The 13930-nt window shown below is 57.7% G+C and carries 13 protein-coding genes, 1 tRNA gene and 1 riboswitch; of the genes, 9 read left to right on the top strand and 5 right to left on the bottom strand.

What is annotated here, in order from left to right; translation table 11 throughout:
- Positions 1–2 precede the first annotated feature (2 nt).
- Both FS819_RS15410 and FS819_RS15405 read left to right on the top strand, forming a co-directional pair.
- Positions 3–1775 carry an ABC transporter ATP-binding protein/permease gene (locus tag FS819_RS15410; protein WP_156548080.1) on the top strand — a complete coding sequence of 591 codons (1773 nt, stop codon included), beginning with the start codon at positions 3–5 and terminating at the stop codon, positions 1773–1775.
- 422 nt (positions 1776–2197) lie between these two features.
- On the top strand, positions 2198–2485 hold the full coding sequence (locus FS819_RS15405) for a hypothetical protein (RefSeq protein WP_060718743.1): 288 nt from the start codon (positions 2198–2200) through the stop codon (positions 2483–2485).
- Between the two features lie 269 nt (positions 2486–2754).
- Here the strand turns inward: FS819_RS15405 and FS819_RS15400 are convergent, their stop codons facing one another.
- The 4 genes from FS819_RS15400 to FS819_RS15385 form a co-directional block, all read right to left on the bottom strand.
- A complete protein-coding gene (locus FS819_RS15400) occupies positions 2755–4584 on the bottom strand; it encodes an ABC-F family ATP-binding cassette domain-containing protein (RefSeq protein WP_156548079.1) in 1830 nt (609 codons plus the stop codon).
- Positions 4585–4587: 3 nt separating this feature from the next.
- Positions 4588–5247: a thiamine diphosphokinase gene (locus tag FS819_RS15395; protein ID WP_156548078.1), complete on the bottom strand. Its 660-nt coding sequence runs from the start codon at positions 5245–5247 to the stop codon at positions 4588–4590.
- Between the two features lie 179 nt (positions 5248–5426).
- A complete protein-coding gene (gene rpsU / locus FS819_RS15390) occupies positions 5427–5675 on the bottom strand; it encodes a 30S ribosomal protein S21 (RefSeq protein ID WP_015917494.1) in 249 nt (82 codons plus the stop codon).
- Positions 5676–5710: 35 nt separating this feature from the next.
- Positions 5711–5980 carry a hypothetical protein gene (locus FS819_RS15385; protein WP_015917493.1) on the bottom strand — a complete coding sequence of 90 codons (270 nt, stop codon included), beginning with the start codon at positions 5978–5980 and terminating at the stop codon, positions 5711–5713.
- A gap of 481 nt (positions 5981–6461) precedes the next feature.
- Between FS819_RS15385 and FS819_RS15380 the strand changes: the two genes are divergently transcribed.
- The 6 genes from FS819_RS15380 (at position 6462) to FS819_RS15355 (ending at position 12713) form a co-directional block, all read left to right on the top strand.
- A complete protein-coding gene (locus FS819_RS15380) occupies positions 6462–7328 on the top strand; it encodes an AAA family ATPase (RefSeq protein WP_156548077.1) in 867 nt (288 codons plus the stop codon).
- Positions 7329–7387: 59 nt separating this feature from the next.
- A riboswitch (SAM riboswitch) is annotated at positions 7388–7465 on the top strand.
- Positions 7466–7534: 69 nt separating this feature from the next.
- Positions 7535–8464, top strand: a complete 930-nt coding sequence (gene metA, locus FS819_RS15375; RefSeq protein WP_156548076.1) for a homoserine O-acetyltransferase MetA — start codon at positions 7535–7537, stop codon at positions 8462–8464.
- Positions 8461–8913, top strand: coding sequence for a GNAT family N-acetyltransferase (locus FS819_RS15370; RefSeq protein WP_156548075.1), 453 nt, complete (start codon positions 8461–8463; stop codon positions 8911–8913). Before metA ends, FS819_RS15370 begins: the two co-directional genes overlap by 4 nt.
- A 6-nt stretch (positions 8914–8919) precedes the next feature.
- Positions 8920–10107: a vWA domain-containing protein gene (locus FS819_RS15365; RefSeq protein WP_156548074.1), complete on the top strand. Its 1188-nt coding sequence runs from the start codon at positions 8920–8922 to the stop codon at positions 10105–10107.
- 177 nt (positions 10108–10284) lie between these two features.
- Positions 10285–11295 (top strand): aldose epimerase family protein, encoded by a 1011-nt coding sequence (locus FS819_RS15360; protein ID WP_197434109.1) that lies wholly within the window; start codon positions 10285–10287, stop codon positions 11293–11295.
- A 182-nt stretch (positions 11296–11477) separates the two neighbouring features.
- The gene (locus tag FS819_RS15355) at positions 11478–12713 is read left to right on the top strand and encodes an MFS transporter (RefSeq protein ID WP_156548207.1); all 1236 of its coding nucleotides are present in this window, start codon (positions 11478–11480) and stop codon (positions 12711–12713) included.
- Between the two features lie 191 nt (positions 12714–12904).
- Here the strand turns inward: FS819_RS15355 and FS819_RS15350 are convergent.
- Positions 12905–12979 (bottom strand) — tRNA-Gly (locus FS819_RS15350).
- Between the two features lie 306 nt (positions 12980–13285).
- Here FS819_RS15350 and FS819_RS15345 point away from each other — a divergent pair.
- A complete protein-coding gene (locus FS819_RS15345) occupies positions 13286–13795 on the top strand; it encodes a prolyl-tRNA synthetase associated domain-containing protein (protein ID WP_156548072.1) in 510 nt (169 codons plus the stop codon).
- The last annotated feature ends 135 nt before the right edge of the window (positions 13796–13930 follow it).

Genomic DNA, 13930 nt, shown 5'->3' with positions numbered 1-13930 from the left:
TGATGACCGCATCCAAGACCATACTTCCGGACAACGAACCCGCCGCGCCGGACCTGACATTTGCCGAACAGATGCGCATGGCTGGCCAATCCTTCTGGTCCAGCCATGTCAGAGGACGAATTCTGCTGCTGGCGCTTTCGCTGCTCGCGGTCATTCTGCTTCTGACCTACGGCCAGATATTACTCAATCGCTGGAACCAGCCGTTCTACAACGCCTTGGAAAATCGCGATCTATCGGCCTTCTGGCAGGAGTTGCGCAATTTTTTCTTCATTGCCGCCTTTCTGCTTGTCATCAATGTGGCGCAGACCTTTTTCAGCCAGATGACCGCGCTTTACATGCGCGAGGGATTGGCCCGCGATATGGTCGATCAATGGCTGAAGGGAAGGCGCGCCTATCGGCTGTCGGTTTCCAGCCCGCTTGGTGTCAATCCGGATCAGCGCCTGCATGAAGATGCGCGCAAGCTGGCGGAATCGACGACGTCGCTCACCGTCGGCCTGGTCCAATCCACCATTCTGCTCGTCAGTTTCATCAGTGTGCTCTGGAAATTGTCGGGTGATTTTTCGCTGACGCTGTTCGGGCATCAGATCGCTATTCCCGGTTATATGGTCTGGGCGGCGCTGATCTATGCGGGTGGGGCGGCGGTGGCCAGCAATCTGGTCGGCGCGACGCTGACCCGTCTCAACGCCACCCGCTATGCCCGCGAGGCCGAGCTTCGTGCGGCCCTGATGCGCAGCAACGAGCATCTGGAGCCGATTGCGCTCGCGCGCGGCGAGGATGTCGAGCGCGCCCAGATCCATGCCACCATCGACCGGGTGCTGGCGATTATTTCCAAGCTGGCGCTGGCGCTGACCAATCTGACCTGGGTGTCGGCAGCCTTCGGCTGGCTGGCGCTGATCGTGCCGGTGCTGATCGCCTCGCCAGCCTATTTTGGTGGGACGATGACCTTCGGCGGCCTGATGATGGCGGCCTCGGCTTTCACGCAGGTCTATACGGCGCTGCGCTGGTATGTCGATAATTTCGGGGCGATTGCCGATTGGAAGGCGACGTTGCTGCGGGTGATGGTGCTGCGCGCCGCCCTGATCGAACCGGCGCTGACCGAGACGGTGGAAGGCCAGATCCGGGTGGAGGCCGGAAAGCCGGGCGAACTGGCTTTCGAAGATGTCTATATCCGCACCCCCGTCGAGGCTGAGGCCCATTGGGGCGGTTATCATCTGAAAGAGGACAATCCCACCATCCTTGCCGGTGAACATGTGATGGTTAACGGCGATCCCGGCATCAACCGGCGGCAATTCTTCAATGCCATCGCCGGACTCTGGCCCTATGGCGAAGGCTTGATCCGTCTGCCGCAGGAAGATCATATCCTGTTCGTGCCGCAGTCCCCCTATCTGCCGGAGGGACGATTGCGCGACATTCTGGCCTATCCTGAGGATGCCTCCACCTATGGTGAGGAGGCTATGGCGCTGGCGCTGAAGACGGTGAAACTCAGCCGCCTTGCTAGCGCGCTGGACGAGCGGCAGCGTTGGGACCGGGTGCTGGACAAGGATGAGCAGATGGCGCTGGCCTTTGCCCATATCCTGTTGCGCAAGCCCCGTTGGGTGGTGTTCAACGATGTGCTTGATGGCGTGGAGCCGGAAACGGTGGCGATCCTGACCGGCGTGATGACGCAGTTAGAGGAGGCGACGCTGATCTATATCGGTCGCGCCCAGGGCTTCATCGATGCGGTATCGCCGCGCATCCTGCATCTGGAACGGATGGACGTGCCGGTGCCGGAATAGGCCTGCTCGACAGCATGACGCCTTAAAGCGGGTATCATCTCGTCCGATTTAAGGAATTATCCAGTAGACTCTCTGCCCACAGAAGCTTACTGCATAATCTTTAAACCAGATATGGATTAAAAAAGCGAAATTGCGCGCCAAGCTGACTATGACATCGCCCTCGGGGCGTTCTGCACGGGCGCTCGCAATATCAGAATTCATTGGGCCGTTTTCCACGTGCCACCGCATCATGCCAATAGCCGTTCACAATGGCAGTCGGTATTCCGTTGCGACTATCTCAAGCCTGTAAGGCACTTGAGATGGTCGTTTTTTTTTCAAGGCAGGGATGCATGCGCGTCTTCGGGCCTTGGTATAACACAAAAGAGACAGAGCATTTCCTGGAGCGTCCCTGGCGCTGGAAATGGTCCCACTAGAGGCTGGATATGATCGAATTGACACCCACGCAGATCCGCGGACTGAAGCTTGCCAAGGACGGCGATCTATATCCCCAGCCGTTGAAGAAATGGACGCATCTGAACGCAGAGGTGACCTATTCCCGGACCGACCGTTTCAAGGAACGGCCGCAGAAGATCAAGTTCCTCACCACCACGACCGTGACGGAACTGACGGACCTGGGCCTGCTGGAACGGTGCAATACGGCGGAAGAAGCCGAGCAAGATTCCCGCCGGATCACCATGGCCGGCAAGATGTGGCTGCTCAAAACCAAATAATGGTTACTGCATCATTCTTTAAACCGGAATCGGTTTAAAGAGAAAATTATGCAGCAGATATAAAGCACTACAGCCAATGCCTGGAAATGTCTTTGTGCCTCCAGGCATTGGGAATGCAAGGCGTCATGCCACACATGTAAAGCGCTAGAGCATCGGACCGAAAAGTGGGAACCGGTTTTCGGATAAATCCGATGCGTAAACAAAAACTTAGAGCATCGGTCCGATGCTCTAGACCGGACCTTTGCGCACGCTGCTATAGAGCGCTTGGGTTACCCCTCCAGTTCTTCGCGCAGCATTTCCAGTTCCAGCCATTCTTCTTCCATGCGGGCGATGGACTGGCGCAGCACTTCCATTTCGGCGGCGAGTTTGTTGAAGGTAGCGGGGTCCTTCACGAACAGGTTGGGATCGGCCATTTTCGCCTCCCGCAGACCGATCTCCTTCTCGGCCTTTTCCATTTCCTTCGGCAGGTTTTCCAGCGCGAATTTCTGCTTGAAGGACAGTTTTCCCTTGTTCTTGGCTGTCGTATCGGCGCTTTTGCCGCCGCTGTCCTGCGTCTTGGCTTTTTCCGCTTTTTCCATGCGCTTGCGCTCGTCTTCCACACCCCGGCGCTGCGCCAGCATGTCGGAATAGCCGCCGGCATATTCGATCCAGCGGCCATCGGGGGCCTCCGGATTGGCGGGGGCGATGGTCGAGGTCACGGTGCGGTCGAGGAAATCGCGGTCATGGCTGACGAGAATGACGGTGCCGGAATATCCGGTAACGATTTCCTGAAGCAGGTCCAGCGTCTCGATGTCGAGGTCGTTGGTCGGCTCGTCGAGGATCAGCAGGTTGGAGGGCTTGGCCATGATCCGCGCCAGCATCAGCCTGGCCCGCTCGCCGCCGGACAGGTTGCGGATCGGGGTGCGGGCCTGTTCCGGCTGAAACAGGAATTCCTTCATATAGCCGGTCACATGTTTCTGCTCGCCATTGACCAGCAGGTTTTCGCCGCGTCCGTCGGTCAGGTAATTGGCCAGCGTGTCATCAGGGTTCAGATCCTCGCGCTTCTGATCGAGCGTGGCAATTTCCAGATTGGTGCCGAGCTTGATCGTGCCTTCGTCAGGCGAAAGTTGACCGGTCAGCATTTTCAACAGCGTGGTTTTGCCAGCGCCATTCGGGCCGACCAGGCCGATACAGTCGCCGCGATGCACGCGGATTGAAAACGGCGCGATGATCGTCCGCTCGCCATAGGCCTTGGTGATTTTCTCGGCCTCGATCACCAGCTTGCCGCTTTCCTTGCCCTCGGTGGCACTGGCAAGGATGGTTCCCTGCGGACCTTTATGGCCGCGATAGTCGGCGCGCAGGGTCTGGAGGTTGCCAAGCCGGCGCATATTGCGCTTGCGCCGTGCCGTTACGCCGTAGCGCAGCCAATGTTCTTCGCGCTCGATGGCTTTGCCCAGCTTGTGCTGTTCGATCTCTTCTTCTTCCAGCACCTTGTCGCGCCATTCCTCGAAATGTCCAAAGCCGCGCGCCAGACGGCGCGACAGGCCGCGATCCAGCCAGACGGTGGCGGTCGAGCATTTCTCCAGGAAGCGACGGTCATGGGAGATGAGGACAAGAGCGCTGCGGGTCTTGCGCAACTCTTCTTCCAGCCATTCGATGGTCGGCAGGTCGAGATGGTTGGTCGGCTCGTCCAGCATCAGGATGTCGGGTTCCGGTGCCAGCACCCGCGCCAAAGCAGCACGGCGCGCTTCACCGCCCGACAGGCTTTTCGGATCTTCCTGGCCGCTCAGACCCAGATGTTCCAGCAGATACGTGACCCGGTACGGGTCGTCGCCGGGGCCAAGGCCTGCCTCGGCATAGGCCTGCACGGTGGCGTGGCTGCCGAAATCCGGGGCCTGTTCGAGATAACGGATGGTGGCCGAGGGGTGGCGGAACACTTCGCCCGACTGGGCCTCGACCAGACCCGCAGCGATCTTCATCAGGGTGGACTTGCCAGAGCCGTTGCGGCCGACAAGGCAGATTCGGTCGCCCGGTTCGACTTGCAGGCCAGCGCCGTTGAGCAGCGGTGCGCCGCCGAAGGACAGGAAGATATTGTCAAGTTTCAGGATTGGCGGTGCCAAGGGTCACGCTCCGGTCATGTCATAAGGGCGGGCAAGGATCACGGCGTCGCCGCTGCCAAGCGACAGCGTTACCGGACCTTCGGCCACATTGGAAATGGTGCGGGACGATCCGAATGGTAGATCGAAGCCCTGTAATGGATAGCGGGCACCGGCGATGGTCAGCCCGGTCAGCGCGGAAAAGCCGAGAATAGAAAACAACGAACCCTGCGGTAGGTCCAGGGTCACGGTTTTGCCCGGCAGAAGCGGCCACGCCTCTTCCTCGCCGGAGGTGAGGTGCAGATCAAGCCCCTGGGCCGCCAGTGCCACCGCCAGCAGCAGATGCATCAGCGCATGGTCGGATCGTTCTCCCCCAAGCGCGCCCGCCAGCAGGAGAGAGGTCGCGCCGCGCTTGCGGGCTTCTTCAATGGCGATTTCACCATCGGTGAGGTTCTTGCGGGCGGGATAGGGAAGGCGCGGGATATCCGGAAACCGGTCTGCGGGCAGATCGTCGGAACTGTCGAAATCACCCACCCAAAGCTCAGGTGTCAGTCCCAGCGGTTCGGCATGGCGCATGCCGCCATCGGCGGCAATGGCGCGGGTTCCTGCAACAGTGCCGAGCAGCCGGGGCGTGATGGCGAGGGGACCGCCGAGCAGAATGGTGAAGGTGCTTTCCGTCATGGCCATGCCATAACGCATCTGAGGCCAAATGCAAAAGGCGTTCCGTGATCAACGGAACGCCTGCGGCATTTTCCAGTCCGATTGCCCGAGGCATAATTGCCTGGAACAAAGGATTCGAGACCTGCACGGATTTGCCCGGTCTCGATTTCATGGCCAAGGGCGATGTGTCCCTTGCCCTTCGGCCCTTACCCTTGGGCGCGCGGTGCAAAAACTTTTTTCTTCGGCGCAGGCAGAAGGCCCTCGCGCTGAAGCTTCTTGCGGGCCAGCTTGCGGGTGCGGCGCACGGCCTCGGCCTTTTCGCGGGTCTTCTTTTCCGACGGCTTTTCATAGGCCGAACGGGCCTTCATTTCACGAAACAGGCCTTCGCGCTGCATTTTCTTCTTCAGCACGCGCAATGCCTGCTCAACATTGTTATCCCTGACGAGTACCTGCACTGTCTCTCCTTTGATGGTTGAGGATGATAATCTGGTTATTTCGAATTGACTGGCGTTGCCCAGGCCCCGCCGGCCTTTTGTGTTTTTGAGGCCGTGCCTGACCGTGGCGAACGGCTGACATCGATCTCGTCCTCGGCAATCGACCGGTCGAACGTTTCGCTCTCGAAGCGAACCCGATACCGCCGAGCGCCCTGGGATTCCGGCAGGGTGGCAAGCACCTTGCACACGCCGACCGACCGGGAAAGCCTGACGGGACCGTCTTTCAGCACGACCATGTCGCCTGTCTTGTATAAATGCGCCGTCATGCCGGTCTCCTTGCAGGACTACTGCTCGCGGATCAAATGCCGAAACGAAAATGCGCCGGGAAACCGCTTTGGTTTCGCCGGGGCGAAAAGATGCGGACAACAGTGCGAACGGCGCGGTGCGGATTTTTGCAGCGCTGTGCGCCGATATCGGCGCTCACGTGCCGCTGCAAAAACGAATAGTCCCTGCCCAATCCTGCCATCGAACCGCACCCGGTTCAGCGGCACAGACAAAAACCGGAACGTCCGGTCTTGCAGCTCAGTCAGGCAGAGGAAAGTTTAACTCATGCCCATTCGGGGCCAAAGCGCTTTCCTGCCGGAAAAGGTGACCCCATCCTGAATGGTCGAGCAGGATGTGGGGGCCAAACTGGCAGATTTCAAACAAAATACAAGCTTTATTTGTGAAGAGATTGGCCTGCACTGGCTTGTCGCTGGCTGTGCCGCTGATTACTTTCACCGAAATTCACGATGAATTGGAGAGATCATGCCATTTGCCGGGCAATTCACCGGAAGCGCGGATTATATCGCCGACAAGGACCTGACGGTGGCCGTCAATGCGGCCATCGCGCTGGAACGGCCGCTGCTGGTCAAGGGGGAGCCAGGCACCGGCAAGACCGAGCTGGCCCGCCAGGTTGCCGCGGCTCTTGGTCTCGACATGATCGAATGGACGATCAAATCCACCACCAAGGCGCAGCAGGGGCTTTACGAATATGATGCCGTGTCGCGCCTGCGCGATAGCCAGCTGGGAGATCCGCGTGTCAGCGATATCGGCAATTATATAAGGCGCGGCAAGCTCTGGGAGGCTTTTGCGGCGGGGAGAAAGACCGTGCTGCTGATCGATGAGATCGACAAGGCCGATATCGAGTTTCCCAACGATCTGTTGCAGGAACTGGATCGGATGGAGTTTCACGTCTATGAGACCGGCGAGCGGGTGAAGGCGCAGGTGCGCCCGATCGTTATCATCACCTCCAACAATGAGAAAGAGCTGCCCGATGCCTTCCTGCGTCGGTGTTTCTTCCATTATATCCGCTTTCCAGATGCCGAGACGCTGGCGCGGATCGTCGAGGTTCACTATCCCGGCATCAAGCAGCGGCTGCTCCAGGCGGCCCTGACCCGGTTTTACGAGATCCGCGAAACGCCGGGCCTGAAAAAACGTCCATCGACCTCGGAAGCCTTGGACTGGATACGCCTGCTGGTGGCCGATGAGGTCGATCCCGTCGATTTGCGCAGCGATGCCGCCAATGCCCTGCCCAAACTGCACGGCGCGCTTTTGAAGAATGAGCAGGACGTGCATCTGTTCGAGCGGCTTGCCTTCATGGCCCGCCGGGATGGAGCGCGGGACGGACGCTGATCCTTGCTGCGGTGCAGCTTATGTTTTCATTGATTCGTAACGGGTGAAGGCGTAAATAGCTGTCTTCTCGTGGTGATTTGGCCGGCCGGCTTGCAGCCACGTAAAATAAATTGCTAAAGGGCCGAGGCAAGTTATCCAAGACTTTCCGAGGCCGATGGCGATAGCAAAGCTGCCGCACCGTGCCGTGACAGGAAAGTTTAAAGCCGATGCCGATCAAGATTCCCGATACGCTCCCCGCCTTCGACGCCCTCGTTCATGAGGGTGTGCGGGTCATGACGGAAACCGCAGCGATCCGTCAGGATATTCGCCCGTTGCAGATCGCCCTGCTCAATCTCATGCCCAACAAGATCAAGACCGAGGTGCAGTTTGCCCGGCTGATCGGCGCATCGCCATTGCAGGTGGAACTGACCCTGGTGCGGATTGGCGGGCATAAGGCCAAGAACACGCCCGAAGAGCATCTCCTGTCCTTCTACCAGACCTGGGAAGAGGTCAAGCACCGCAAGTTCGACGGACTGATCATTACCGGTGCGCCGGTGGAAACGCTGCCCTTTGAAGACGTCACCTATTGGAGCGAGATGCAGCAGATTCTCGACTGGACGCAAACCAATGTTCACACGACAATGAATGTCTGCTGGGGGGCGATGGCGGCGATCTATCACTTCCACAAGGTGCCGAAACATGGGCTGAAGGAAAAGGCCTTCGGCGTGTTCCGCCACCGCAATCTGGCGCCGTCCTCCATTTATCTCAACGGCTTCTCGGATGATTTTCAGGTGCCGGTGTCTCGCTGGACGGAGGTGCGCCGCGCCGATATCGAAAAAGTACCGGACCTGAACATCCTGATGGAATCCGATGAAATGGGCGTGTGTCTGGTGCAGGAGGACAAGGGCAATCGGCTCTACATGTTCAATCACGTTGAATATGATTCCACCTCGCTGGCCGATGAATATTTCCGCGACGTCAGCGCTGGCATCCCGATCCGCCTGCCATATGATTACTTTCCCCATAACGATGATACATTGACGCCGCTCAACCGCTGGCGCAGCCATGCGCATCTGCTGTTTGGAAACTGGATCAACGAGATGTATCAGACCACCAGCTATGATTTGAACGATATCGGCAAGGAGTGCGGCAAATGACTGGGGATCTTCTGGTCCGTCCTTTGACTAATGACGACGAGGCAGACTGGCGCCGCCTATGGCGCGCCTATCTCGCCTTTTACGAAACGGAGCTTCCGGAAGAGGTCTATGCGACCACCTTTGCCCGGCTGACGGGGCAGGGAGCTGGCGAATTTCGCGGCTTCCTGGCTGTGGCTGAGGGTAAAGCTGTGGGCCTTAGCCATTATGTTTTTCATCGGTCCTGCTGGTATATTTCCGATGTCTGCTATCTTCAGGATCTATATGTCGATCCTGAGGTGCGTGGGCTGGGTATTGGTCGGGCGCTGATTGCAGCGGTCAATGCTGCGGCGGTGGAAGCAGGCGCAGGCAAGGTCTATTGGATGACCCAGGAGTTTAACAGCACGGCCCGGCGCCTCTATGATCAGGTGGCGGACAAGACCCCCTTCATCATCTATCAGCAACCGCTCTGAGCGCCGATGTTCCTGCCTTTCTTCCTCAAGCTCAAACAACAGAAAATCCCGGTCTCCCTCGGGGAATATCTGGCCTTGCTGCAAGGGGTGGAGCGCGGCCTTGTCGATTTCGACATTGAGGCTTTCTATTATCTGGCGCGCACGACGCTGATCAAGGATGAGCGGCATATCGACCGTTTCGATCTGGCCTTTGCCGAATGTTTCAAGGGGTTGGAAGCGACCGGTTGGCCGCAGGCGGGTGTGTCTGAGACCGCTCTGCCGGAAGAATGGTTGCGCAAGCTGACCGAAAAACACCTGTCCGACGAAGACAAGAAACTGATCGAAGCCATGGGTGGTTTCGACAGGCTGATGGAAACGCTGAAACAGCGGTTGGCCGAGCAGAAGGAGCGCCATCAGGGCGGCTCGAAATGGATCGGCACAGCGGGGACCTCGCCCTTCGGGGCCTATGGCTACAATCCGGAAGGGGTGAGGATCGGTCAGGACGGATCGCGCCATCGCCGCGCCGTCAAGGTGTGGGACCAGCGGGAATTTCGTAATCTCGACGATTCCGTCGCGCTTGGCACCCGCAATATCAAGGTGGCGTTACGGCGGCTGCGACGGTTCGTGCGGCAAGGCGCGTTGGACGAATTTGATTTGAGCGGCACGATCCGCGCGACGGCGGAGCATGGCTATCTTGACATCAAGACCCAGGCGGAACGGCGCAATGCCGTCAAGCTGCTGATGTTCTTCGATATCGGTGGCTCCATGGACGATCACGTCAAAGGCGTGGAGGAGTTGTTTTCGGCAGCCCGGTCGGAATTTCGGCATATGGAGCATTTCTACTTCCACAATTGCCTTTATGAACGGGTATGGAAAGACAATCGCCGCCGCCGGACCGACGTCATCCCGACGGAAGAAATTATCCGCACCTATGGGCCGGATTACCGGGTGCTCTTCGTCGGAGATGCGGCGATGAGCCCCTATGAGATCACCATGATCGGCGGATCGGTGGAGCATTGGAATGGTGAGCCCGGCGCCCTCTGGCTTTCGCGCATCACGGAGCATTTTCGCAAATGTCTGTGGCTCAACCCGATGCAGCAGGAACATTGGGCCTATACCCATTCTATCGGTTTGATTTCCCGTCTCATGGGCGGGCGAATGCATCCCCTGACGCTTGGCGGCTTGGAGGATGCGGCACGAGAGCTGTCGCGCTAACCCGGCTTGCATCGTCTATGGTGCGTTGATACCTGCTGTAACGCCTTATGGTTGCTGGATATTTTATCTCTGATCGATTTCGGTTTGAGGAATTATGCAATAAACCTATGTGACACAGCAGAAACGATGACGCGCCCGCCTCAGGCAGGCACCGTCGATGCAAGGGTGAGGAAGCATATGCAGCGTCTGGAATTTGGCACGACCACCAAGGGTGAAACGGTAGAGCAGGTCACGCTGCATGGCGGTGGCCTGAAGGCCAGGGTGCTGACCTGGGGTGCGGTGATCCAGGATCTCAGGATGGAAGGCCATGTGGCACCGCTGGTGCTGGGTTTCGAGCATTTCGAAGACTATGCCATCCACTCTCCCTATTTTGGTGCGACGCCCGGGCGGTTGGCCAATCGCATTGCAAACGGACGTTTCACCCTTGACGGTGAAGACTATCAGCTGGAATGCAACGAGCGCGGCCTCACCCATCTGCATGGTGGCAGCGACGGTATCGGCAGGCGCAATTGGACGATTGCCGATCTGGACCGTGACCGGGTGGTGCTCGAGATCACCGATCCGGCGGGCCGGGCGGGCTATCCCGGCAATGCCCATATCCGGGCGACCTATCACCTCCAGGATGACGGTGTGCTGGCGGTGGTCTATGAGACGACCACGGACGCGCCGACGCTCGCCAATCTCTGCCAGCATTCCTATTTCAACCTGGATGATTCGCCTGACATGCTGGATCATGAGTTGATGATTGCCGCCGACCACTACCTGCCTGTCGATGAGCGTCTGATTCCGACCGGAGAGCAGCGCCCGGTAATCGGTACGCCGTTTGATTTCAGGCAGATGGGCGTCATGCGTCGCACAGAAGACGGTGTTCAGGTCCCCTTCGACAACAATTTCTGTCTGTCGCAGACACGGGTGGCCAAGCGTAGCGTCGCCATGGCCCGCAGCCTGAAGTCCGGCGTTTCCATGGAAGTGCGCACCACCGAACCCGGCGTTCAATTCTACGCGGGGGTCTACCTCAATATACCGGTTACCGGACTTGAGGGCCGTCGCTACGGTGCTTATGCCGGTTTCTGTCTGGAAACCCAGATCTGGCCGGATGCCATCAACCAAGCCGGTTTCTCAAGTGCTGTCCTGCGGCCCGGTGAAACCCTGCGGCAGGAAACAGACTACGTGTTTTCAGTGAGTTGATCCTCTTCTGAACGCATTTATCTAAAGTTGTGCTTGGAACAATCAAGGCGTAATCATGTTTATATCACCCGTCCCCCGCAGCAGCTGGCGGGGAGGGGACGGTTGTGGGAGGACATGACTTGGTTTCTGAAAAAGCATCGGTTTCCGAAAAAGCACTGATTTCAAAAATCACCTGGCGGCTGATGCCGTTTCTGGGGCTTCTCTACCTGATTGCCTATATTGATCGGCAGAATGTCAGTTACGCCAAATTGCAAATGGTCGATGCGCTGGGTTTGAGCGAATATGCCTATGGGCTTGGGGCATCACTGTTCTTTATCGGCTATTTTCTATTTGAAGTGCCGAGCAATCTCTTTCTCGAACGGTTCGGCGCCAGCCGGTGGTTTGCCCGCATTCTGGTGTCCTGGGGCGCTGTAACCATTGCGCTTGCCTATACCCAGAACGCGACGATGTTCTACATCCTGCGCTTTCTGCTGGGCGTCTGCGAGGCGGGGTTCTTTCCGGGCGTGCTCTATCTGCTGACCCTGTGGTTTCCAAGAGACTATCGGGGCCGGATGGTTGGCCTGTTCATGATTTTCAGCGCCCTTGCCAATGCCATTGGTGCGCCCCTGGGCGGCGTATTGCTCGATCTCGACGGTTTCCTGGGCTATCAGGGTTGGGAGTGGGTGTTTCTGGCCACCGGTATTCCGGCGGTTCTGGCCGGTATCGTCACCTGGTTCTATCTTGCCGATACCCCAGCCAAGGCGAATTTTCTGACGGATGCTGAAAAAGCCTGGCTTCAGGCACGGCTGGATGCTGAAAACACCGGAATGGACAGCAATGCCGACAATGGCTTCAAGGCGCTGATCAATCCGCGCGTGCTGCTGATGTCGCTCTGCTATGTCGGCTTTCCGCTGGCCGCCTATGGTTTGAGCTATTGGTTGCCAACCATCGTCAAGGGTTTTGGCGTGTCCAATACGGTGAATGGCCTGATCAACATCATCCCTTGGGTTGCGGTTGCCATCGCACTTTACGTCGTACCGTCGGCGGCTGACCGGACAGAGAACAAGACACCTTATATCGTCATTCCGGCCTTTGTCGGTGCCGTCAGTCTTGTGATGTCGGCTATGTTGACAGACCAGGTGTTGCAATTTGCGTTTCTGTGCCTTGCCGCCGCCGGGATCTTCGCAGGCCAGCCGGTGTTCTGGAGCCTGCCATCGCGCTTTCTGAAAGGGGCCGGTGCCGCAGCCGGTCTGGCGGCCATCAACTCGGTCGGCAATCTCGGAGGGTTTGTTGCCCAAAATGTCGTGCCTTTGATCCGCGACCAGACAGGCAGCACGATTGCTCCGATGTTCTTCCTGGCGGCTTGCCTTGCCATTGCTGGCGTGCTGGTCATCATCATTGGCAGGGTGATGGGACATAAGCCGATACGGGCGTCCTGACGCACTTCAAATTTCGGTGTCGCCATTCGGATCGCGTTTGGCGGTGCCACTTTTGCCAAGGGCACGTTATGACAGCTTATCAGGGAAGGTTTTAACGCCGTCAGTTTTGCAGTCCAAACTGCGCAACCGGATACAGAAAAGCACTGTCTCCCTTTCGGGAAATCATATATCTGAATTTATCTTTGGAAAATTGGAGCGGGCGAAGGGATTCGAACCCTCGACCCCAACCTTGGCAAGGTTGTGCTCTACCCCTGAGCTACGCCCGCTCATTATCCACCGGTCCGGGGTAGTACGCTGAACCGTGGGTCGCTGTGTTGCGGCGACGGGCGGTATATGGCCCAACTGCTTTTCGATTGCAACAGGGAAATGACGGCGGCTCCAAGATTTTTTCCAATCAAGGCTTAAGTTATTCTGTGGCAATGAGAATTTTGAACGTTTTGTGAGGGCCGGAAATGAGGGCTGGTCAGGGACTGTTTGAATATACGATCGGCGCATAAAACAGTTGAAGGAGATCGCTTGATATCGTTTAACCGCAGTGTGCCGCCGAGACTATATTCTGAAGCAGGACCATCATGACAGAGATTGTGCCGAAATCACCCGCAGACCTGTTTGCCTTTCTTGATAGCCTGGGTATCGAGCACCGGACAGTGTCACATCCGCCAGTCTTTACCGTGGCAGAATCGGTGTCCCTACGCGATGAGATCCCTGGCGGTCATACCAAGAACCTGTTCGTCAAGGACAAGAAGGATCAGTTCTTCCTGCTGGTGGTCGAGGAAAACGCCATTGTCGATCTGAAGACCGTCCATACGCTGATCGGTGCGGCCAGCAAGGTGTCCTTTGGCAAGCCGGAAAAGCTGATGGAGTATCTGGGGGTTGTCCCCGGCTCGGTGACGGCGTTCGGCGCAATAAACGACACGGGCAACAAGGTGACATTCGTTCTTGATGCAGACCTGATGCAGCATGAGATCATCAATTGCCATCCGCTGTCGAATGACGCTACAACCTCGATTGGCCGCGACGACCTCCTGCGCTTTCTGATGGCGACTGGACATGAGGCAAACGTCTTGAAAGTCACGGCCTGAGGCACGATTTAAACGCTTACATGGTTCATTGAAATTCAAGGAACCCTGCAAAGATCATGTGGCCGGGACAAGGGCTGCGACATGGTTCCCGATCTCTGTTGCTGTATGAAACGGAAATTGCGGACGGTGGAAATA

The sequence above is a fragment of the Allorhizobium sp. Av2 genome (assembly GCF_021462805.2).
GTDB classification, from domain to species: domain Bacteria; phylum Pseudomonadota; class Alphaproteobacteria; order Rhizobiales; family Rhizobiaceae; genus Allorhizobium; species Allorhizobium vitis_G.
Note: the sequence above shows the minus strand (reverse complement) of the source record. Positions and strands in the feature narration are given on the sequence as shown.

Coding starts and splice junctions, on each gene's coding strand:
- FS819_RS15410 (WP_156548080.1), top strand. CDS start 3: ATGACCGCATCCAAGACCATACTTCCGGACAACGAACCCGCCGCGCCG.
- FS819_RS15355 (WP_156548207.1), top strand. CDS start 11,478: ATGCCGTTTCTGGGGCTTCTCTACCTGATTGCCTATATTGATCGGCAG.
- FS819_RS15365 (WP_156548074.1), top strand. CDS start 8,920: ATGTTCCTGCCTTTCTTCCTCAAGCTCAAACAACAGAAAATCCCGGTC.
- FS819_RS15385 (WP_015917493.1), bottom strand. CDS start 5,980: ATGACGGCGCATTTATACAAGACAGGCGACATGGTCGTGCTGAAAGAC.
- metA (WP_156548076.1), top strand. CDS start 7,535: ATGCCGATCAAGATTCCCGATACGCTCCCCGCCTTCGACGCCCTCGTT.
- FS819_RS15345 (WP_156548072.1), top strand. CDS start 13,286: ATGACAGAGATTGTGCCGAAATCACCCGCAGACCTGTTTGCCTTTCTT.
- FS819_RS15405 (WP_060718743.1), top strand. CDS start 2,198: ATGATCGAATTGACACCCACGCAGATCCGCGGACTGAAGCTTGCCAAG.
- FS819_RS15370 (WP_156548075.1), top strand. CDS start 8,461: ATGACTGGGGATCTTCTGGTCCGTCCTTTGACTAATGACGACGAGGCA.
- FS819_RS15380 (WP_156548077.1), top strand. CDS start 6,462: ATGCCATTTGCCGGGCAATTCACCGGAAGCGCGGATTATATCGCCGAC.
- FS819_RS15360 (WP_197434109.1), top strand. CDS start 10,285: ATGCAGCGTCTGGAATTTGGCACGACCACCAAGGGTGAAACGGTAGAG.
- FS819_RS15395 (WP_156548078.1), bottom strand. CDS start 5,247: ATGGCCATGACGGAAAGCACCTTCACCATTCTGCTCGGCGGTCCCCTC.